The organism is Ruegeria sp. C2 (assembly GCF_056537765.1).
This window is the reverse complement of record NZ_JBQFRZ010000004.1, coordinates 109,830-129,123: the sequence shown is the minus strand read 5'-3', so window position 1 is coordinate 129,123 and position 19,294 is coordinate 109,830. Positions and strand designations below refer to the sequence as shown.

Sequence of the window (19,294 nt, the reverse complement as noted above, 5' to 3'; positions counted from 1 at the left end):
GACGATCCGGGTTCGCCGCGCGGCAGGTCCGGCTTAGCTACCGTGTTCGGCCATCAATGCCTTGGCCCGATCGATCAGGGCCTGACCATCGATGCCCTTTTCGTTCATCTCGGACAACCATGTGTCATAGACAGGCTGCGCCGCTTCGGCCCAGACGGCGGATTGTTCGGCGTCCAGCGTCACCACGTTGTTACCGCGATCCAGCGCGATTTCGCGCGCGGGTTCGTCATAGGCTTGCTGAACTTCTCCGGCGAACATGGAAAACTCCAGCCCCGAATGCTTGTCGATGACCGCCTTCAGATCATCAGGCAGCGCGGCATATTTGTCTTTGTTCATGGCCAGAACGAATGTCACCGTGTACATCATCGGCCCGGTGAATTCGGTGTGATTTTCGACCAGTTCCGGTACTTTCAGGGCCTTGGTCACTTCCCACGGGATCGTGGTGCCGTCGATCACACCCTTGGACAATGCCTCGGGCACCGCCGGCACAGGCATACCCACCGGGGTCGCCCCCAACGTGCTGAGCAACGCATTCACCTGGCGCGACGCGCCGCGGATTTTCATGCCATTGAAGTCCTCGGGCGTCAGAACCTCTTTGTTGGCGTGGATCATGCCGGGTCCATGCACCCAGCCGCCCAGAACCTTGACGTCCGAAAACTCGCGCGCGGCGATGTCTTCTTCCAGCAAGGTCCAGAACGCGGCAGAGGCAGGTTTGGCATCGTTCACCAGGAATGGCAGTTCAAACACTTCGGTCGACGGGAAGCGGCCCGGCGTATAGCCGATGACGTTCCAGGTAATGTCGATGACGCCATCAATGACCTGATCCAGCAATTCCGGCGGCTTACCCCCCAATTGCATCGACGGGTAACGCGTGATTTCGATGCGCCCGTCCGAATCCGCCTCGATCTTGTCGGCCCAGACATCGATGATCTTTGAGGGTATGGTCGCCTGCGCTGGCAAAAAGCTTTGCAGGTTGAATTCATACTCGGCCGCGGTTGCCGCCGTCCCTACGCCCAGCGCAAGCGCCCCTAAAGCGCCCACCAGCGTGCGTTTGATCTTCATCGTTTCCTCCTCCTCTGCATATGCGTCGTGATGCAGTTTAATGCATAACATGCATAATATCGCAACTTTTTTGTCGGCATTCACCCCGGATGCCAAGGCGTTGGGGCGGGTCCGACGCTGCGTTCGGCCAGTGCCGCAGGTTCATGTATGGCTTCGTTTGTACTTCATTCGCAATGTTATGGTCGCATCCTTGCGTTGCGAAACTCGGTTCGCAATGCAATCCTGCTTGCCGGAGACAGGAGGATCAGATGCAAACACAAGTTGTTGTGATCGGCGGGGGGCCGTCGGGTTTACTGCTGTCACAGCTTCTTGCTGCGCAGGGAATCGACAGCATCGTGCTGGAGCGCAGAACAAAGAACCACGTGCTGAGCCGCATCCGTGCCGGGGTGTTGGAACAGGGGTTTGTTGCGCTTATGGATCAGGCGGGCGTCGGCGCGCGCCTGCATGACGAGGCGATTGAACATACCGGTACACTGATCGCGTTCGAAGATGACTGCTTTCGCATCGATTTCCGGGAACACACCGGCAAGCCGGTTCTTATCTACGGACAGACCGAACTCACCCGCGATCTCTATAACGCGCGCGAGGCCGCAGGTGGGACGGTGATTTTCAACACCGAGCACGTCACCATCCACGGTGCCGAGACCGACAGCCCGTGTGTGACCTTCACCACCGATGGGCAGGATCACCGTATCGATACCGCGTTCATAGCGGGGTGTGACGGGTTTCACGGCGTCAGTCGCCAGACCATCCCCCTGTCAATCCGGCGCGAATATGAAAAGACCTATCCCTTTGGCTGGCTGGGTGTTTTGTCGGAAACGCCGCCGGTACACCACGAACTGATCTATGCCTCATCGCATCGCGGCTTTGCGCTGTGTTCCATGCGGAACGAGAATCTCAGCCGCTATTACATCCAGTGTTCCCTGTCCGATCACCCTGATGACTGGACAGACGCCGCCTTTTGGACGGAACTGAAACGCCGTATTCCGCAGGCATATGCCGACCGCCTTGTTACCGGCCCATCGATCGAGAAATCCATTGCACCGCTGCGCTCGTTCGTGACGGAACCGATGCGATGGGGGCGGCTGTTTCTATGCGGGGATGCCGCGCATATCGTGCCCCCAACAGGGGCCAAGGGGCTGAATACCGCAGCATCGGATGTACATTACCTGTTTCAGGCACTGCGAGACTATTACCGGGACGGGTCACAGGACGGATTAGAGGCCTACTCGCAAAACGCGCTGGCGCGGGTCTGGAAGGCCGAGCGGTTCAGCTGGTGGTTTTCAAAACTGTTGCATCGCTTTCCCGATCAGTCCGAATTTGATCTCAAGATGCAACGGGCGGAAATCGACTTTCTGCGCAGCAACAGCGCGGCACAAAAGGCGATGGCCGAAAACTATGTGGGGCTGCCCTATTGAACAGGATTGATGAAAGGGAGAACAGGATGGATCGCCATGCAACCGGCATGTCTGTGCGCCGCCGGGTTCTGGGTGATGCGCATGTAGAGCGTGCCGAGGCACACAAAACCGCATTCGATGCACCGTTTCAGGACATGATCACCGAAACCGCCTGGGGCACGCTGTGGGCGGATGACACGATCACTGCGCGTGAACGCTCGATGATCACGCTGGCATTGCTGGCCGCGACCCGGAACTTTGATGAAATCCCGATGCATGTGCGCGCCTGTGCCAATACCGGCGCATCGAAAGAGGACATCCTGCAGGCCTTTCTGCACGCCGCCGTCTATGCCGGCGTTCCCTGCGCAAACCGGGCAATCGCACTTGCCAAACAAACCTTTTCCGAGATGGAGGATAAGGCAGAATGACCCGATCCCCCCAACTGTATCCGCGCGACCGTGCATGGCATCCGCAGTCTTTGGCACAGGACTACAAAACCAGCGTCACACGCGCGCCGAAATACCCGCTGTTGTCACTGGAAGGAACCGCAAGCGAGCTGTCCGGTCCGACCTTTGGTCATGGTGACATCGATCCGCTGGACAATGACCTGCTGCGCAATTTTGCGACAACCGGCGATCCTGTGGGCGAACGCATCCTGCTGCACGGACGGGTTCTGGACGAAAACGCCCGCCCGGTACCCAATACTCTGGTGGAAATCTGGCAGGCCAACGCCGGGGGGCGGTATCGCCATAAGAAAGATACCTATCTGGCCGCCATCGACCCCAACTTCGGCGGCTGCGGCCGTACTCTGACCGATGATCAGGGTTACTACCGTTTTCGCACAGTCAAACCCGGTGCCTATCCCTGGCGCAACTGGGTCAGCAGCTGGCGGCCCGCGCATATCCATGTGTCTGTCTTCGGACACAGTTTTGCCCAGCGCCTGATTACGCAGCTTTATTTTGAAGGTGACCCCCTGATCGCCAGATGTCCGATCGTCAACACGATCCCGGACCCGCGTGCGATCGAACAACTGGTCGCGACGCTCGATATCAATGCATCCGTGCCGTTCGACTGCCTTGCCTACAAATTCGACATCGTGTTGCGCGGGTCTCGGTCAACCTATTTCGAAAACCGGCCCGAAGGGAACTGACCATGGCGCAAAATCTTGACTACCTCAAGGAGACGCCTTCGCAGACAGCGGGGCCCTATGTTCATATCGGACTGGCCCCTGGGGATGCCGGGTTTGACATCTACCGCAACGAGCTGGGCCGCGATATCGCGGGTGCGGATGTGGCGGGCACGCGGATCAGGGTGCGGGGCATCGTGCGCGATGGAACCGGCGCGCCGGTCAAAGATGTGCTTATCGAAACATGGCAGGCCGATGCCCAGGGGATCTATCCGGGTCAGGGGCCGGTCGATCCGGGTTTTCGCGGCTGGGGTCGGGTCATTCCGGATTTCGAGACCGGGGAATGGGTTTTCAACACGATCAAACCCGGGCTCGTAGCGGATGAAACCGGGGCGGTGATGGCCCCGCATATCAACCTCTGGCTGGTCGCCCGAGGCATCAACACCGGCCTGAACACACGGCTGTATTTCCCTGATGAGGAAACCGCGAATGCGGCAGACCCGGTGTTGAACCTGATCGAACAGACCCCGCGCAGGCAAACCCTGATCGCGGAACCGGCGCCGCAGGGATATCGGTTTGACATTCATCTTCAGGGCCCCTCTGAAACGGTATTCTTCGATGTCTGACCCTGCCCTTTCATCCCCCTGCATCATCTGCGTGGCAATTACCGGGTCGGTACCGACCAAAGCCGATAATCCGGCTGTGCCCATCACGATCACGGAACAGATCGAAAGCACGCACGAAGCCTTTGAGGCGGGCGCATCCATCGCCCATTGCCATGTGCGTGACGCGGACGGCAAACCGACCTCGGACCCGGACCTGTTTGCGGCGCTGAAGGCAGGGATAGAAAAGCACTGCCCCGGAATGATCATCCAACTTTCCACCGGCGGCCGGTCCGGCGCCGGAAAAGCGCGCGGGGCCATGCTGGCGCTTGAGCCGGATATGGCCTCACTCTCGGTGGGGTCGAACAATTTTCCGACCCGCGTATACGAAAACCCACCCGATCTGGTCGACTGGCTTGCGCGTGAAATGGTCAAGTACCGGATCAAGCCCGAGATCGAAGCCTTTGACCTGTCGCACATCCTGCAAGCGGCCCGGATGCATCAGGACGGGCAAATCACCGACACACCTTATGTCCAGTTCGTCATGGGCGTGAAGAATGCGATGCCGGTGGATCGCGACGTGTTCGATTTCTATGTGAAGACCGTACAGCGACTGTTCGGGGATGCCCCGTGGTGCGCCGCCGGGATCGGGCGCGGTCAGATCATCTTGAACGAATGGTCCATCGCGGCGGGCGGGCATGTCCGAACGGGTCTGGAGGATAACGTCCGTCTGGATCGTGACACGCTGGCACCATCCAACGCCGCACTTGTGCAGCGGGCCGTGGACCTGTGCCATACCCATGAACGCCCTGTCGCAACCGTTGATCAGGCTCGCGCGATTCTGGGCCTGCGCGCAGCTGCCGCGTCAACTAAGGGCGCTTTGATATGACCGATCTGTTCACGCACCCTTGGTTCTCTGGCTTGTTCGGCGATCCCGAGGTGCAAGAGATCTGGTCGGCCGAACGGTCGTTGGCACATATGTTGGCGTTCGAGGCCGCCTATTCGCGCGGCCTGGGTGCGGTCGGCAAAACATCCACGCAAGAGGCTGAAGACGCAGCCGCCTGGATCGAGCAAGCCAAACCCGACATCGAAGCCTTGCGCCTGGGGACGATGGCGGACGGGTTGCCCATACCCGCGCTGGTTCAGAACCTCAGATCGGGCGCGGGCCCGCTGAGTGCTGCCATCCACACCGGAACAACCTCGCAGGACGTGATGGATACCGCGCTGGCAATCACGCTGCGCGAGACCACGGACCTGTTGCAGGCCCGACTGTCGACCTTGTCGCAGCTGCTGGCCGAGCTGAGCGAACGTTACGGCACACGCAGGATCATGGGGCGCACACGGATGCAGGCCGCGCTGCCCGTCACCGTTGGCCACCGGATCGGCACATGGCGCGATCCGCTCCAGACCCACCACCAAAGCTTTGCGCATCTGCGTCCGCGCGTGGAATGCGTGCAACTGGCCGGTCCCGTTGGCGATGGTCAGACAATCGGGGCCGCGCAGCGCGATCTGGCGGCATATATCGCCCAATCGCTTGGGCTGCATGTCGCGGATCAAAGCTGGCAGTCCAGCCGCAGCAGGCTGGTGGAATATACCGACCTGTTGTCCCGCGTTTCGGGGTCGCTGGGGAAAATGGGACAGGATATCTGCCTGATGGCCCAGCAGGGCGTAGACGAGGTCACGCTGTCGGGCGGCGGAACCTCTTCGGCCATGCCACACAAGCAGAACCCGATCCTGGCCGAGTTGCTAGTGACACTGGCCCGGTTTAACGCAACGCAGGTGTCGGCCATGCATAACGCACTGGTGCATGAACAGGAACGATCCGGCAGCGCATGGGCGCTGGAGTGGATGATCCTGCCGACCATGGCCGAGACCACGGCTCGATCACTTGGTGCCGCCATCGCGCTTTGCACCCAGATCATTTCCATCGGCAACGCACCGGCCTGACATCTTAATGCGGATTAGCCCTTTCCTCGCAGGTTTCGACTTTAATTTGCCGTGTTAACTCACGGATCTGATCCCGAAGCTGTTCCTGCGTCATGTCATCCTGATGGCGTTGTCGCAAACTTTTGAGCGCGGCGCATCGTTTCACTGATCGAAATTAGGCGGCCAGTTCGGCGGGCCCTTTGGAAGGACAGGCTCCGGTTGCGATCTGCCCATTGCGGATCATGCCAGCCAGTTCGAACCCACCGATTTTGAAGTGGTAGAAGCAAATGATGTGAAACCATGCATCGAACTCGCCCGACTTTCGATGAAGCAATGATCTTGTTTCACAATGCTATTGAAATATTTGCACCACACCATCTCGATAGGGATCACACTACCAAACTGCCTCAGCATCTTATTGACGACTTTAACGCCGGCTGTGTTTGCGCCGCTTTTGTTAGTGACAACTTTCTTAGAAGCCCGTCGACCTCCGACATCCAAGCAAAGGACTTTGTGGCGACCGACTTGTTCCGACGCTGCGAAAGCATGAAACCAAGCGTTTGCCGTGTTTGTCGATAGCTCGATAGAGATAGACCCAAATCCCTTTCAATCGGATGTAAGTCTCATCTATGCGCGCGCAATAATCAGAACTTTGCAATAGATCCGAGTTTGCAACCGAACATCTTCTAATTCACCGATGCCGGAAGGCTATCGATCAGGAATCAGGCTGTTTTGATTGGTCCAGTGCCTTCCAGTGCAGGTTGCTCCGCGTAACGGCAGCGATCATCTGCGTATTGGCATCTGGGGTGAAACGCACAATCCGCCGGCATCGACAGAGGGCTAGGCGGTTCTCCTGGCAAAATAGCCTCCGGATTGAGGCTTTGCACATTCATTTTAGGGCGTGCTGCCATCAAAGCACGGGTATAAGGGTGCCGTGGATTTGCGAATACTTCAGCGCAGTCGCCAATCTCAACCACGCGTCCTAAGTACATTACCGCTATTTTCTTGCAGACATGATGCACGACGGACAAATCGCGTGAAATGAAGATCATAGCCAGCCCGCGTTCGCGTTGCAGCTCGAGAAGCAGGTTCAGGATTTGCGCCTGGACGGATACATCGAGCGCCGAAACGCTCTCATCAGCGACAATGAGTTTGGGCTCGACCGCCAATGCACGCGCGATACCGATACGCTGACATTGCCCGCCTGACAGCGCCCGTGGGCGACGGCTTGCCAGTTCCGGCGAGAGCCCGACTGTTTTCAGAAGATTGGCCACCTTTCTGGGGATTTCACCGCTGGGACAGGCGCGATGCACGCGCAGTACTTCAGCCAAGCTATCGCCCACCGTCATCTTCGGATTCAAAGCGGAGAACGGTTCCTGAAATACCATCTGTGCGTTGCCGCGAAAGGCCATCGGGTCCGATTTCATCAGCTTGTCGATCTCTTGCCCTTCAAGCAGAATCTGGCCGCCGGTACGTGGCAGGGGCCAAGCAACGCACGGCCTAGTGTAGTTTTACCACATCCGGATTCACCCACGATACCAAGGGTTTCACCCGGCTCCAGCTTCAACGAAACATTACTGACGGCTTGAACCGCGCGTGCTTTCTGGCGGGTCAAGACTTCTAAAAGATTACGTGCCTGTTGAAAGCTAACGCTGACATCCTGAACATCGATAAGGGCTGTCATTTCGCCAACTCCAGCCAAAAGTGACATGCGCTCTGGCGATACTGACCGCTGGCTTGAAGCACTGGGGATTCGTCATGGCATCTCGGTTCCGCGCGCACGCATCGTGGAGCAAACCGACAGCCCTATAACAACTCACTCGGCCCAGGCGGATATCCTGGAATCGAAGGCAATTCCTGACCTGGCATTGCCAGTTCAGGCTGAGAACCGATTAGTCCTGCAGAATAGGGATGATAGGCGTGGGCAAGCATATCAGCCTTGGCCGCTGTTTCCATCACCTGCCCTCCGTACAATACGACGACCAAATCAGCCTAATCTATCGACCCCATCGTCACAAACTGCGCGCCACCTCCTACCGTCGTACCAGAGCAGATCCCCATGATCTCTAGGATGAACACGCCAAGGAACTGTCAACCCAGTAGCCATCTCACGTACAGACTAAAATCAATGAATGACCAAACTGTACCAAGTTTCGCTGCGAGGTACCGAGGCAGGGTATTTTCCGGTCAACAAGACTGCGTATTCGGATCAAACAGCAAGATCAGGCGCAGAAGATCCGAGAAGTCAGCGCGTAACCATCATAAGCAGGTGCATGCGCCGAATGCACCGCCTATCTGGCGAGAGCCGACCGCATCAATAGCGGTCAGAACGAGCCACGTTTCAGAAACTGAGGCGACTACCGCCGGAACGCTGTCTGCATATCTTGATCAACCAAAAGGGGCACACCCAGCAGATCCTGACAACCCCCGTCTACACTTGATCGCGTTTTTCGCTCATTACCGCATTTAGATCCGCATTGCCCCCGGAAACGATGGCGACAACTGTTTTACCGGCCCAGCGGTCCGCATATTTCAGAGCGGCGGCAAATGCCACGGCACCCCCGGGTTCGGCCAGGATTTTCAGCTCATCCAGCAGAACCCGGATCGCGGCAAGCGCCTGTCCATCCGTAACTGCAAAACCATCCGAAACCAGTTTTTGGTTGATGGGGAACGTCAGTTCACCAGGGATCTGAGTAACAATCGAGTCGCAGACAGACTGATGACCCGGATCATTTCCAATGCGTTTTCCGGCCTGGATGGACTTGCGGGTATCGTCGAAATGTTCCGGCTCTGCGACAAAAACTTCAGTCTCGGGGCACAGCGCGTTTAGCGCCGTTGATACCCCGGCAATCAAGCCGCCGCCGCCCACCGGACAGATGACCGCATCAGCGCTGACGCCCAACTGCTCCAGCTGTTCGGCGACCTCAAGCCCGACAGTGCCTTGACCGGACATCAGGACATAGTCGTCATAGGGCGGAACCATGACCGCGCCGGTACGTTCGGCCACGTCTTTGGCAATCTGGGCGCGGTCTCCGGTTTCGCGGTCATAAGTGATCACCTCGGCACCGTATTCTGCCGTGTTGCGCAGTTTGATCGAAGGCGCGTCGTCGGGCATGATAATTGTTGCCCGGACGCCCATAGCGGCAGCGGCGGCGGCCACACCCTGCGCGTGGTTTCCCGATGAAAAGGCCACGACACCGGATTGACGTTCAGCCTCGGTCAAGGATGCAATCTTGGTGTAAGCACCGCGGATCTTGAAAGACCCGGTGCGTTGTAGGCATTCCGGCTTCACCAGCAGGCGGGAACCCAGCCGGGCATTCAACAGCTCGGATTCCAGAAGGGGTGTAACGCGGGTGACACCGTTCAAAGTGTCGGCTGCAGCCCGGATCATTTCCAATGTCAGCATGTTCAGGTTCCAATCTGCAAAGTGGCGTTGTGAGAGTTAAGCAATGCAATCACGCTCTGCGGAGTGATCCGGCCCGTGGCGGCATTTTCGTCCGTCGGGCGGTTCTGAATGCTCATGGTGAAATCCGAACTGTCCGAGGTAACGCGCACCGTGTGTTTGTTTCGCGTCAGCGTTGGATCGGCCCAGACTTCCATCCGGGTTCGATCCGGTCCCAGCCCCGCAAGGCTAAGCGCGGCAGCCACGTTGACATTGGCTGGGAACTCTTGTGCCACCTCGGTGACGCTGCCGGAAATGATCTGTTTCGCCTCGGTCAGGCCCGATAGATCCAGACCGGTTTTGCTCAGATAAGGGGCATTGATCAGGCCGGCCACCGGTTTGCGGGTCTCAATAGTTACAGACTTTATCTCGCCCACCGCAACCGCCTTGAGCGCATCCAGCCCCAGCATCGCACCGGATGGGATAATAATCTGCCCTCCTGTGTCACGCGACAGCGCGATCAGATCCTCACGGCCCAGCAATTGACTGCAGGACATGACAATCAGGGTTTTCCCGGCCTGTAGCACCGGCTTTGCAAGGTCGTTGAACAACTGTGGCGGCAACCCTTCCAGAACCCAGTCGCAATTCGCAGCCAGGGCATCGAAATCCATAAAGGGTGCCGGTTTCGACAGCTCGGCGTTTAACGCATCAAGACGTTCGGGGCGGCTGGCCGCCATCCCCGTCAGAGCAAATCCGGGTATCTGGCCGCGATCGATGGCCCGGGCCACGTTACTGCCAATCGCTCCGATACCCGCAATTCCCAGCTTCTTTTGTTCCATAAGTTCCTCATTCCGTCTGAGTGCCATCGCATACAATGGCCTTGTTCAAAAAAAATGCCCTCGCCGAGGGGGCGTGGCGAGGGCGGAAACCGGTGCAATCAGCGTACTAGTGGGAGACTGACTGCTGACGGCACACGGTTTCAAAAAGGTCGAGGCGGTCAGGCGCATCGCAATAAGACAACACCATGCGGACGTTTTCCCCTGTAAGACCGCAATTCCACGGCCGCAGGTGGAACCCGTTTTTGTTCAACGCCTGGATCATCTCTTCCGGAAGCGACGCGAAAACCTCGTTGATATGTACGGGATGGGCGAACTCCACACCGTCGCACAGTGCCAGAGACTCCGCGATCCGCGCGGCATTGCCGTTAGCCAGCAATGCGTTCTTGCGCCAAAGATCGTTTTCGAGGAAGCGGAGCAGCTGCGCCGACATGTAGCGCATTTTAGAGGACAGATGTCCGGCACGTTTGTGCATGTACCGCACCACCTCGGCGATTTTTGGATCAAAGGTGATAACCGCTTCGGCGTTCATAGTCCCGTTCTTGGTGGTCCCCAGCGTCAAAAGATCAACGCCCACTTTCCAGGTCATTTCGGCAGGCGTCGCATTCAGATGTACCAGCGCGTTCGAGAACCGCGCACCATCCAGATGTACTTTCATGCCGTTGTCATGGGCGATTGCCGACAATGCGCCGAGCTCGTCGAGCGAATAGGTCACACCACACTCGGTCGCCTGCGTCACGCTCAGCGCGCTGGCCTGCATGTGGTGGACATTTCCAATCCCATGATCTGCAAGAGCCTGCCGAAACGTTTCCGCACTGATCTTGTTATGCTTTCCGCGCAGCAGGGTCATGCGCCCGCCACCCGAATAAAACTCGGGCGCGCCGCATTCGGTTGTGACAATATGTGCCGCTTCATGACAGAAGATCGTCCCGTAAGGCGGGGTCACCGCCCCCAGCGCCAGACCATTTCCCGCCGTCCCTGTCGGAACAGGGAAGACAAAGCATTTACGTTCGAAGAATTCTGAATAGGCCTGATCCAGTCGTTTCGACCATTGATCCGCGCCATAAGCCGTTTCAACACCGGAATTACACTCGATCAAGGCCTGCATGATCTGATCGCAAACCGGCGCGCCATTGTCCGAATTGAAATGATAGACGGGCATCTCAGACGAACCCTCCGCCAAATTCATCCGCGGCGTCCTGCAGCACGTCCCACAGGTAATGGGCCGAGGCGAAATCCGTCAGCATGTGCAACGCATATTCCCCGTCCTGATCCGCCCGGATCAGAATCGCGCCGATCCGGGCCACGACGATCTGTGCAACCTCGCCTTCGGAATGCGACAAGGTCAACTGACCCCCGTCGCGAATACATCATGTTGTAATCCAGCTCATTGGCCAGATTTACATAGAGCCGCAGCGAGCTGGCATAAAATTTGATTGACCGCTGATCGATATAGTTCGACCGGATTACGGTGGTGTTCCGGGCAGTGTTACCGCCGCCCAGATAATTCTTTTCCAGGATCGCCACATTGGTGATGCCGTGTTTGGTGGCCAGATGATAGGCCAGCGACACACCATGACCACCGCCACCGACGATCACCACATCATAATGCGGCTTCAGATCGGGTGTCTGAGGAATCTCTTCCCGAGCCGGATATCGGCGGGACAACCCATATTTCAGTAGTGCAAGCACCATGATCAGCCATCCACATTCGGAAGCGGGATGGCAAAGGCGCCATCACGTTCGATAGCATGCGCAGCCCGGATCACTGTGCTCTCTTCAAAGTATCGCCCCACCAGCTGCAGCGCGATGGGCAGCCCTTCGGAATGCATCGCGCAGGGCATGGTCAGCGCCGGGTGGCCTGACATGTTAAAGAAAGTGGTGAAACGGGTAATCGCGTTGCCAACTGCTTCGTCCACGCCGTCACGTGTGGTTTTCACAGTGCCGACCTTTTGTGCGATTTCCGGGGTAGCCGGCGTCAGGATCAGGTCCACATCATCGAACAGCGCGTTGGTTTTCTGCCGGTACATTTCCACAAACCGCTTGGCGCGCACATAATGCTCAGCCAACAGGGTTTGCCCCAGCGCCAGCCCGGCGCGGAAATCCTGACCATACAGATCGCCGCGTTCCTGCAGATAGGCGGAATGAGCGCTCAGCGCTTCGGGCATCTGGACAGTCAGAGATACGGCGCGGCTGTGTTCCAGATCGGGGAATGTGACTGGTACCAGCGCAGCGCCTCGCGCGCTAAGGAAGGATTTGACCTGTTCCATTGCTGCCAGAATTTCCGGGTCGGTGCGCTCATAATAGAAATTGGCGGGAATCGCGATGCGTAGACCCGCGATATCTTGATCCAGCGCCTCGGCGTAATCATCGACAGGGATGTTCTGCGAGCCGGGATCGCGTGAGTCATAACCCGCCACGATACCAAGGAAATCAGCGCAGTCGGCAACATCGCGTGTCATCAGGCCGACATGATCCAACGTCCAGCAATAGGGCACAACACCTGCAGTAGGAACCCGGCCAATGGTTGGTTTCATGCCGACCAAACCATTCAGAGCGGCAGGCGCGCGAACCGATCCACCTGTGTCGGTGCCAAGCGATGCAGGCACCAAACCGAATGCTACCGCCGCCGCCGACCCCGATGACGAACCGCCCGCAAGTCTGGTCGGATCGTAGGCGTTGACGCAAGTGCCGTAGACCTCGTTCTCACCGGTCGCGCCATACGCAAACTCGTGCAGATTGGTTTTGCCCAGGCTGACGGCCTTGGCGTTACGCATTTGCGCGATAGCAAAAGCGTCCTCGGTAGCGATACGATCGTGAAACACACGCGATCCGGCTGAGGTCAGAACCCCTTCGATATCAAACAGATCTTTCGACGCGTATGGAATGCCCGCGAAGGGCGACGCAGCCAGATCGTCGGCGCTCAGGTTTGCAGCTTCAGCGCGCGCCGAACCGTCGGTTACGGTGATGAACGCTTTGGAGCGGTCATTGTGGTGCGCGATGCGCTCTGCGAACACATCGACCAGCTCGGCAGGCGTGATATCCTTGGCAGTCAGCCGGTTTTTCAATCCGCGGACGGTATCAAAAGCAATCTCGGTGGTCATCTGTCTATCGTTTCTGCACGGTCAAAGCTGGTGGCGTAGTGCCCAGATCGATCTTGCGCAGCACTTCCAGCTCATCCAGCAGGTCCTGAAACCCGGTGATGATACCAAGCTGCGGGTCGACGAGTTCGTTGATTTCGGCATCGCTCCAATCGTGCGAAGCCATTTGGCTGCAAACACCTGTCAGCGTCTCTTTGGTCAGTTTTTCCATATGAATCCCGGGCAAATAGCATCCAGAGAGGATGGTGCGCTCCGTCTGGCGCACCATAGTATCTTAGCGCAGAATCAAGGTTTCCGGCGTCTGATTGGTCAGCACTTCACCACCATTCTCTGTCACCATGACAGTGTTCGATATGAAGTAGTCCGTCACATCGGTGTTGGTGAACCAGGAATGCGCATGCACGACCATACCAACCTCGATCTTGCGTTCAGAGTTAGGAAACAGCGAAGTCACCATCGAACCACCGGTCCAGCTGGGCGGGAAACCAATGCCAACCAGATAACCGCAGTGGTGACGATGATAGTCGTTCAAACCGGCGCTGCAGGCGACCTCACGCCAGGCATCATAGGCATCACCTGCCTTGTTGCCGGGTTGAAGCGCCTCGCAGATGGCTTTCATGCCGCGCATGGCCAGTTCGGCAGATTCGTGGGCACCATCGGGCGCGTCACCGACATAGACCAGTCGACCCATCGGTGCCTGATACTTGCGATAGGCGGCACAAGTTTCCATGAACACCGCATCGCCGTTGCCGAAGGTGTCACCACGCCACGTGGTGTGTTCCTCACCCAGACGGGTGGTCGGGCGGAAGAATGGGCCGAAGCCCGGATATTCGCTGCCTTCAAGGATCATCTTATTGTGGTAAGCGGCCGAGATTTCATAATCCGACGCCCCATCGCGAACCGCTTCAATCGCAGCCAGCGTGCCCAGATCTGCAGCGCGTGCAGCTTTGCGGGTATATTCCATCTCGAGCGGGGATTTCACCAGACGGATATCGTCGATGATACCCGACGCGTCGCTCCACTGCGTACCGGCACCGTCGTCCTTAATACGCTCGGCATGGCGCGGGGTCAGGAACAGGCTGCGCTTTTCAATGCCGACGCGGCCGCCCATGATGCCCAGATCCTTCATCGCCTGATGCACGTAGTCCGACAGATCTTCATGGTCCTTGTGACCATAGAATGCGGCGTTGTTCACCTGGTTGTCGTAGGTGATCTTTTCCATTGCGCGGCAGGCCAGACCCATCTCGCCATTGCGGTTCAGGATCACCACATGGGCTGCGAAGAACCCCCAGTGATCCATACCTGTCAGGTAATAGATGCTTTCGGGAACCGAGATCAGGATCCCGTCCAGATTGTTATCGGCCAGCGCCTGGCATGCGCGATCAACGCGTGTCTTCAGCTCTTCTGCAGGAAAAGGCATGGCGTTCATGATCATGTCTTTCATCGATAGTGCTCTTATTTACTGAGCAGGATTTGTCGAGGGTAGTTTGTGATGTATTCGAATCCTGTTTCGGTGACGACGACGGAGTCGCCGATCCGACCTGCGGTTACGCCATCGACTGAGATGCCGCCATCGACGGCGAAGGTCATTCCCGGTTGCAGCACGGTCTTGTCGCCGGCCTTCAGCTCGGGCGCTTCGAGGTAGGCGACGCCGATGGAGCGGCCTGTGCGGTAGCCTGTCTCATACCCACGTTCCTGATAGACTTCGTTGGCGGCTGCGGCGACGTCCTCGGCCAGAACGCCGGGACGGATCGCGTGGATCGCGGCCTGCTGGGCGTCGATCGCAGCCTGCTGCACTTCGCGGTCCAGATCCTTGACGTCGCCGACATGGAACATGCGGTCAAAGCCCAGCTTGTATTGCTTGAACTGCGCCATGTTGCAGAAGCAGAAGTAAACCGGATCGAACTTCTCATAGGCTTTCACGCTGGCGCGGCCATGCACCATCGAGGTTTTCTTGCCGCTTTGCACGATCTGCAGGTTGTGGATCATGGGCGAGACGAAGCTGTCCCAACCCTTATCGGTCAGAAAGCCCGCCGCCTTGCGCGAACCCGCATCAATCACAGCCAGCGCACTTTCGTATTCCTGCGCGCCTTCCTTCAGCGAGTTATGTGCGGCCAGCATCATCGCGCCTGCGATCTCACCGGCCTGCTTCATCACCTCGATCTCAAGCGGCGACTTGATGGTGCGCATCGCGCCCAGCACCGGCGAGATATCCTTGAGCGGAACGCCCGGATAGGTCTCGTCCAGGTGATTGCGGACAATCGCCGGGATCGAACTTTTTTCGATCCAGATCTCGGACGGGTTTTCACCCAAGGCACCCGCCAGAGCGCGGCCCCAGGTGCGCTGACCGATATCTTCCCAGGTGCGCACATCCTCGACCCAGGTCATGGCACCGACCATTTCCGATTCCATCAGCGGGGTGATGACGATGGGGGCATCGTCAGCATCCACCACCAACATCGACGGGCGGCCGAACTCGATCCCCAGATAGCCCCAGAAGCCGGCCAGATAAGCCATCGAACTTTCGTCAGTAAACACGGCCTTCTGGATGCCCGCATCTTTCATGCGGCCCTGAAGCTCGATTGTTCTTTGTTTTGCGTGTTCAAGCATGTGCCTACATCCTTCAAGAAAAGCCATCGGCATGACACTAAAACCGAAGGCAGGGTTGGTCCTAGGGAAACGCCATGCTCACACAGCATGGACGACCGCTTCTTTTTTCGAATAATCCGTGCCGCCCGCCTTTCACGCGGGCGACACGATTCACACCTCAGTCGAGGAGGCCCGGCAGGAACAATGCCACGGGCGGTATGAAGGTCACAACAAAGACCATCGGCAGGTGGCCCAGCAGCAGGAACTTCAGGGTCGGGCCGACATAGGTCGACAACGGCTGCCGGGTGACACCACCGGCCATGTAGAGCAGCGGCGCACAGGGCGGAGAGATGTTGCCCAGGCCCAGATTGGTGCCCACGATGGCGGCAAAGTGGATCGGGTCCAGACCGATCTTCTGCGTGACCGGCAGCAGGATGATCGCGGCCAGAACACCACCCGATACGTCATCGATGATCATGCCCATGATCAGCAACAGCAGGTTGATCAGCAGCAGGATGACAATCTTGTTCTCCGAGATGGTCAGCAGCAGATCGGCAAACTGGGTCGGCACCTTGGCCAGAACCATGCCGCGGCTCATGACGAACAGGAAGAACAGAACCATCAGGATCGCACCGGTCAGACGCGCGGCCTCGACTGTCGAGTTGAACAGCTTGTCAAACGGCAGCGTGCGGTAGATCAGCAAGCCAACGGCCAGCGTATAGACCAGAGCCATCGAACCGGCCTCGGTCGGAGTGGCGATCCCACTATAGATACCGCCCAGGATGATCACCGGCATGATGATCGCAAGGCTGGCACGTTTGCCGGTCTGGCCGATATCTTTCACGGTGTCAGAAAAGGACAGTTTTTCCGCGACCGTGATCGTCGTGTTGTTGCGCAGGAACCAGAAGTTGAGCGCGCAATAGGTGGCGGCCAGCAAGATCCCCGGACCCATGGTCGCCAGGAAGCACTTGGCCACGGACTCGCGGATCGCAATCGCGAAGACGATCATCGGAATACTTGGCGGGATCATCAGCGCCAGAACAGACGACACCGCAACAAGAGCGGTTGCGTGCCCCGGGGGATACCCTTCCTTGATCATGCGCGGGACCATGATTTTGCCGATGGCGGCAATCGCGGCCGAAGCTGATCCGGAAATCGCGCCGAACAGCGCGCAGGTGACAACGGTCACCGCACCCAGACCGCCCTTGGTGCGGCCCACAAACGAGTTGACAAAATCCAGCAGCCGCTCGGAGATCCCCGACGCCCCCATCAGGGTGCCCGACAGGATGAACAGCGGAATGGCCAGCAGCGAGAAGGCGCTGACCTGCGAATAGCCAAACCCGGCATGGAACGAGATATCCGTACCCTGCAGCGTGCCAAACACAAGGGCACCAATGCCGAAGGCAAAGCCCACCGGGACTTCGATCAGCAGCAGGAAGATGACAATCGCGATGGCGATGAAGAACAGCGTCATATCATTCTCCTCCCTTACCGGTGATCAATGCGCGGGCTTCGAGGAAGATCTGAAGCAGCATGTAGAAACTCATCAGCACGAAGCCAAAGACCATGCTGAGATCCCACATGTATTTGGGGAATTTCATATAAGAGCTCTTGCGGTTCAGGTTGATATTGAACTGCGCGAAGTCCCAGGCGTATTTGGCAAACACAACCAGTGCGATCAGGCAAACGACCGAGCCGAACAGACGCAGCGCCAGCAGGGCCTTCCGGTCCCGGACAACCAGCGACATGACACCACCTTCGATGTGGTCGCGCTCACGCGAGCAATAGGCCATGCCGATGAAGTAGATCCACAGAGCCATCATCGGGGCCAGTTCTTCGATACCAAGGAACGGAGAGGCGATGACGTAGCGCATGAACACCTGCGCCGCCATGACCAGACCCAGCAGGATCATGGCTGCGAACATGATCACCCGCATCAACCAGGCAACCTTGGCCTCGAGGCTGTAAAGGCCTCCCAGACCGCGATAGACAGGCTGATCCCGATCCTCCGGCGCAGGCACCGGTATGATCGGTGACGGCACCAGAACGTCGTCCAGACTGTCCGTGTGCAGAATATCTTTGGTCATTTCTCCTCCCTTCCTCCAAAGGAAGACACGCGCAAAGCAGGCTTTGCGCGTGTCCCTTGCCAGCGTTATTCCACGCCAGCTGCTTTCTTGATCTCGCCCATAACTTCGGCGCCGATGATCCCTTCCATGTAGGGGTATTCAACGGCCACGATCTTTGCTCGATAGTTTTCCAGCTGCTCTGGTGTCAGCTCGACCACTTCAATCCCGGCGGCTTCGATCTGCTCGAACCATTTCGGGCTTTCCGCTTCAGCATTTTCCCAGGCCCAGCTCACAGCTTCATTTGCTGCTTCTTTTACCCAGCCCTGCTGCTCTTCGCTCAGACCGTCGAACCATGCCTTGTTGGCGGTCCAGAAGGTGTGCTCAAAGTTTTCGCGGGTGAAGACGTAGGCGCTCAGGACATCCTTGAACAACAGAACTTCGGATGGCGGCGAATAGGCCCGGCCATCGATCGCGCCGGTCTGCAATGCAGTGTGCACCTCGGAGAAGGCCATCGGAACAGCCGAGAAACCGGTCGCCCTGTAGCGCTCGATCGCCATCGGCTGGCCCGGAACGCGCATTTTGAAGCCTTCGGCATCTTCGGGGAAGTTCACAGGAACATCGACGCCCTTGCGCACGACAAAACCGGTGAAGTCGGTCGGGATCGTGCCCAGCAGCTCCATGCCCAGATCGTTCATGACGCCGTTATAGACTTCGTTCATGGTCGAGCCGGGGCCGTAAACTTCTTTACCCTGCTCCCAGTCATTGGCGATGTAGCCCAGAATCGACACGTCCCAGCGGGGGTCAAGCTCGGAGTGGTTCCACGACATGGTCATCTGAACCGCACCCTGGGCAACCTGCTCAACGATCGACGTCCAGTCACCCAGATCACCGCCCGGGTGATACGAAACAGACATGGTACCGCCGGACAGCTCGTCCAGACGCTCCATGAATTGCTCGGATACTTTGTGGAAGATGTGTTCCTGATCCATCACGTGACCCAGGATGATATCCTGAGCCGATACACTGGACGCGGCAAACCCGGCAAAGCCGAGCGCAACAGCACCAGTCTTCAGAATTTTCGATACCTGCATTTGCGAAGATACCTCCCTTTAATGCGAACTCTGCCTGCTTTCGGGGCGGCCCCAGCAGACTGGCAGAGTTATTGACCTGTATACAGCTGTATGTCAATAATTGATTTATGGCAGCA

Annotated in this window: 23 protein-coding genes; 6 read left to right on the top strand and 17 right to left on the bottom strand. The window is 57.9% G+C overall.

Annotated elements, in window-relative coordinates; genetic code table 11:
* Positions 1 to 33: 33 nt before the first annotated feature.
* On the bottom strand, positions 34 to 1,062 hold the full coding sequence (locus ACR0IV_RS14685; RefSeq protein ID WP_480659527.1) for a TRAP transporter substrate-binding protein: 1,029 nt from the start codon (positions 1,060 to 1,062) through the stop codon (positions 34 to 36).
* A 248-nt stretch (positions 1,063 to 1,310) separates the two neighbouring features.
* Between ACR0IV_RS14685 and pobA the strand changes: the two genes are divergently transcribed.
* Genes pobA through ACR0IV_RS14655 form a run of 6 tightly spaced genes read left to right on the top strand, consistent with a single transcriptional unit; the run spans position 1,311 to position 6,134 of the window.
* Positions 1,311 to 2,480: a 4-hydroxybenzoate 3-monooxygenase gene (pobA, locus tag ACR0IV_RS14680; RefSeq protein WP_480659526.1), complete on the top strand. Its 1,170-nt coding sequence runs from the start codon at positions 1,311 to 1,313 to the stop codon at positions 2,478 to 2,480.
* A 26-nt stretch (positions 2,481 to 2,506) separates the two neighbouring features.
* The gene (gene pcaC, locus ACR0IV_RS14675) at positions 2,507 to 2,887 is read left to right on the top strand and encodes a 4-carboxymuconolactone decarboxylase (RefSeq protein ID WP_480659525.1); all 381 of its coding nucleotides are present in this window, start codon (positions 2,507 to 2,509) and stop codon (positions 2,885 to 2,887) included.
* Positions 2,884 to 3,609: a protocatechuate 3,4-dioxygenase subunit beta gene (gene pcaH / locus ACR0IV_RS14670; protein ID WP_480659524.1), complete on the top strand. Its 726-nt coding sequence runs from the start codon at positions 2,884 to 2,886 to the stop codon at positions 3,607 to 3,609. The genes pcaC and pcaH overlap by 4 nt, the downstream gene beginning before the upstream one ends.
* A gap of 2 nt (positions 3,610 to 3,611) precedes the next feature.
* Positions 3,612 to 4,211: a protocatechuate 3,4-dioxygenase subunit alpha gene (gene pcaG / locus ACR0IV_RS14665; protein ID WP_480659523.1), complete on the top strand. Its 600-nt coding sequence runs from the start codon at positions 3,612 to 3,614 to the stop codon at positions 4,209 to 4,211.
* Entirely contained in the window at positions 4,204 to 5,076 is an 873-nt protein-coding gene (locus ACR0IV_RS14660; RefSeq protein WP_480659522.1) for a 3-oxoadipate:acetyl-CoA acetyltransferase, read from the top strand. Before pcaG ends, ACR0IV_RS14660 begins: the two co-directional genes overlap by 8 nt.
* Positions 5,073 to 6,134 carry a 3-carboxy-cis,cis-muconate cycloisomerase gene (locus ACR0IV_RS14655; RefSeq protein ID WP_480659521.1) on the top strand — a complete coding sequence of 354 codons (1,062 nt, stop codon included), beginning with the start codon at positions 5,073 to 5,075 and terminating at the stop codon, positions 6,132 to 6,134. Before ACR0IV_RS14660 ends, ACR0IV_RS14655 begins: the two co-directional genes overlap by 4 nt.
* 154 nt (positions 6,135 to 6,288) lie before the next feature.
* Here the strand turns inward: ACR0IV_RS14655 and ACR0IV_RS14650 are convergent, their stop codons facing one another.
* The 16 genes from ACR0IV_RS14650 to dctP all read right to left on the bottom strand — a co-directional run bounded on the left by ACR0IV_RS14650 (position 6,289) and on the right by dctP (position 19,178).
* The gene (locus ACR0IV_RS14650) at positions 6,289 to 6,447 is read right to left on the bottom strand and encodes a hypothetical protein (protein WP_480659520.1); all 159 of its coding nucleotides are present in this window, start codon (positions 6,445 to 6,447) and stop codon (positions 6,289 to 6,291) included.
* Positions 6,448 to 6,585: 138 nt separating this feature from the next.
* The gene (locus ACR0IV_RS14645) at positions 6,586 to 6,771 is read right to left on the bottom strand and encodes a DDE-type integrase/transposase/recombinase (protein WP_480659519.1); all 186 of its coding nucleotides are present in this window, start codon (positions 6,769 to 6,771) and stop codon (positions 6,586 to 6,588) included.
* A gap of 64 nt (positions 6,772 to 6,835) precedes the next feature.
* Complete coding sequence (locus ACR0IV_RS14640) at positions 6,836 to 7,540, bottom strand: oligopeptide/dipeptide ABC transporter ATP-binding protein (protein WP_480659518.1); 705 nt, start codon at positions 7,538 to 7,540, stop codon at positions 6,836 to 6,838.
* Entirely contained in the window at positions 7,540 to 7,797 is a 258-nt protein-coding gene (locus ACR0IV_RS14635) for an ATP-binding cassette domain-containing protein (protein ID WP_480659517.1), read from the bottom strand. The genes ACR0IV_RS14640 and ACR0IV_RS14635 overlap by 1 nt, the downstream gene beginning before the upstream one ends.
* Positions 7,798 to 7,919: 122 nt before the next feature.
* The gene (locus ACR0IV_RS14630; RefSeq protein WP_480659516.1) at positions 7,920 to 8,069 is read right to left on the bottom strand and encodes an ABC transporter ATP-binding protein; all 150 of its coding nucleotides are present in this window, start codon (positions 8,067 to 8,069) and stop codon (positions 7,920 to 7,922) included.
* A gap of 475 nt (positions 8,070 to 8,544) precedes the next feature.
* Positions 8,545 to 9,519, bottom strand: a complete 975-nt coding sequence (locus ACR0IV_RS14625; protein ID WP_480659515.1) for a threonine ammonia-lyase — start codon at positions 9,517 to 9,519, stop codon at positions 8,545 to 8,547.
* A 2-nt stretch (positions 9,520 to 9,521) separates the two neighbouring features.
* Entirely contained in the window at positions 9,522 to 10,334 is an 813-nt protein-coding gene (locus ACR0IV_RS14620) for an aspartate dehydrogenase (protein ID WP_480659514.1), read from the bottom strand.
* 106 nt (positions 10,335 to 10,440) lie between these two features.
* Positions 10,441 to 11,520, bottom strand: coding sequence for a threonine aldolase family protein (locus ACR0IV_RS14615; RefSeq protein ID WP_480659513.1), 1,080 nt, complete (start codon positions 11,518 to 11,520; stop codon positions 10,441 to 10,443).
* Complete coding sequence (locus ACR0IV_RS14610; protein ID WP_480659512.1) at positions 11,517 to 12,026, bottom strand: FAD-dependent oxidoreductase; 510 nt, start codon at positions 12,024 to 12,026, stop codon at positions 11,517 to 11,519. Before ACR0IV_RS14610 ends, ACR0IV_RS14615 begins: the two co-directional genes overlap by 4 nt.
* A 2-nt stretch (positions 12,027 to 12,028) precedes the next feature.
* Complete coding sequence (locus tag ACR0IV_RS14605; protein WP_480659511.1) at positions 12,029 to 13,435, bottom strand: amidase; 1,407 nt, start codon at positions 13,433 to 13,435, stop codon at positions 12,029 to 12,031.
* Between the two features lie 4 nt (positions 13,436 to 13,439).
* Positions 13,440 to 13,643 (bottom strand): hypothetical protein, encoded by a 204-nt coding sequence (locus ACR0IV_RS14600; RefSeq protein ID WP_480659510.1) that lies wholly within the window; start codon positions 13,641 to 13,643, stop codon positions 13,440 to 13,442.
* A 63-nt stretch (positions 13,644 to 13,706) separates the two neighbouring features.
* The gene (locus ACR0IV_RS14595; protein WP_480659509.1) at positions 13,707 to 14,876 is read right to left on the bottom strand and encodes a M24 family metallopeptidase; all 1,170 of its coding nucleotides are present in this window, start codon (positions 14,874 to 14,876) and stop codon (positions 13,707 to 13,709) included.
* Between the two features lie 11 nt (positions 14,877 to 14,887).
* Positions 14,888 to 16,042 (bottom strand): M24 family metallopeptidase, encoded by a 1,155-nt coding sequence (locus tag ACR0IV_RS14590; protein WP_480659508.1) that lies wholly within the window; start codon positions 16,040 to 16,042, stop codon positions 14,888 to 14,890.
* Between the two features lie 157 nt (positions 16,043 to 16,199).
* Complete coding sequence (locus ACR0IV_RS14585; RefSeq protein ID WP_480659507.1) at positions 16,200 to 17,495, bottom strand: TRAP transporter large permease; 1,296 nt, start codon at positions 17,493 to 17,495, stop codon at positions 16,200 to 16,202.
* A 1-nt stretch (position 17,496) separates the two neighbouring features.
* Positions 17,497 to 18,108: a TRAP transporter small permease gene (locus tag ACR0IV_RS14580; RefSeq protein WP_480659506.1), complete on the bottom strand. Its 612-nt coding sequence runs from the start codon at positions 18,106 to 18,108 to the stop codon at positions 17,497 to 17,499.
* 65 nt (positions 18,109 to 18,173) lie between these two features.
* Complete coding sequence (gene dctP, locus ACR0IV_RS14575) at positions 18,174 to 19,178, bottom strand: TRAP transporter substrate-binding protein DctP (protein ID WP_480659505.1); 1,005 nt, start codon at positions 19,176 to 19,178, stop codon at positions 18,174 to 18,176.
* Positions 19,179 to 19,294: the final 116 nt, after the last annotated feature.

Coding starts and splice junctions, on each gene's coding strand:
- ACR0IV_RS14660 (WP_480659522.1), top strand. CDS start 4,204: ATGTCTGACCCTGCCCTTTCATCCCCCTGCATCATCTGCGTGGCAATT.
- pcaG (WP_480659523.1), top strand. CDS start 3,612: ATGGCGCAAAATCTTGACTACCTCAAGGAGACGCCTTCGCAGACAGCG.
- ACR0IV_RS14630 (WP_480659516.1), bottom strand. CDS start 8,069: ATGGAAACAGCGGCCAAGGCTGATATGCTTGCCCACGCCTATCATCCC.
- ACR0IV_RS14685 (WP_480659527.1), bottom strand. CDS start 1,062: ATGAAGATCAAACGCACGCTGGTGGGCGCTTTAGGGGCGCTTGCGCTG.
- ACR0IV_RS14605 (WP_480659511.1), bottom strand. CDS start 13,435: ATGACCACCGAGATTGCTTTTGATACCGTCCGCGGATTGAAAAACCGG.
- ACR0IV_RS14600 (WP_480659510.1), bottom strand. CDS start 13,643: ATGGAAAAACTGACCAAAGAGACGCTGACAGGTGTTTGCAGCCAAATG.
- ACR0IV_RS14595 (WP_480659509.1), bottom strand. CDS start 14,876: ATGAAAGACATGATCATGAACGCCATGCCTTTTCCTGCAGAAGAGCTG.
- ACR0IV_RS14585 (WP_480659507.1), bottom strand. CDS start 17,495: ATGACGCTGTTCTTCATCGCCATCGCGATTGTCATCTTCCTGCTGCTG.
- ACR0IV_RS14635 (WP_480659517.1), bottom strand. CDS start 7,797: ATGACAGCCCTTATCGATGTTCAGGATGTCAGCGTTAGCTTTCAACAG.
- ACR0IV_RS14640 (WP_480659518.1), bottom strand. CDS start 7,540: ATGAAATCGGACCCGATGGCCTTTCGCGGCAACGCACAGATGGTATTT.
- ACR0IV_RS14655 (WP_480659521.1), top strand. CDS start 5,073: ATGACCGATCTGTTCACGCACCCTTGGTTCTCTGGCTTGTTCGGCGAT.
- pcaH (WP_480659524.1), top strand. CDS start 2,884: ATGACCCGATCCCCCCAACTGTATCCGCGCGACCGTGCATGGCATCCG.
- pcaC (WP_480659525.1), top strand. CDS start 2,507: ATGGATCGCCATGCAACCGGCATGTCTGTGCGCCGCCGGGTTCTGGGT.
- ACR0IV_RS14610 (WP_480659512.1), bottom strand. CDS start 12,026: ATGGTGCTTGCACTACTGAAATATGGGTTGTCCCGCCGATATCCGGCT.
- pobA (WP_480659526.1), top strand. CDS start 1,311: ATGCAAACACAAGTTGTTGTGATCGGCGGGGGGCCGTCGGGTTTACTG.
- ACR0IV_RS14580 (WP_480659506.1), bottom strand. CDS start 18,108: ATGACCAAAGATATTCTGCACACGGACAGTCTGGACGACGTTCTGGTG.
- ACR0IV_RS14625 (WP_480659515.1), bottom strand. CDS start 9,519: ATGCTGACATTGGAAATGATCCGGGCTGCAGCCGACACTTTGAACGGT.
- ACR0IV_RS14590 (WP_480659508.1), bottom strand. CDS start 16,042: ATGCTTGAACACGCAAAACAAAGAACAATCGAGCTTCAGGGCCGCATG.
- dctP (WP_480659505.1), bottom strand. CDS start 19,178: ATGCAGGTATCGAAAATTCTGAAGACTGGTGCTGTTGCGCTCGGCTTT.
- ACR0IV_RS14615 (WP_480659513.1), bottom strand. CDS start 11,520: ATGAATTTGGCGGAGGGTTCGTCTGAGATGCCCGTCTATCATTTCAAT.
- ACR0IV_RS14620 (WP_480659514.1), bottom strand. CDS start 10,334: ATGGAACAAAAGAAGCTGGGAATTGCGGGTATCGGAGCGATTGGCAGT.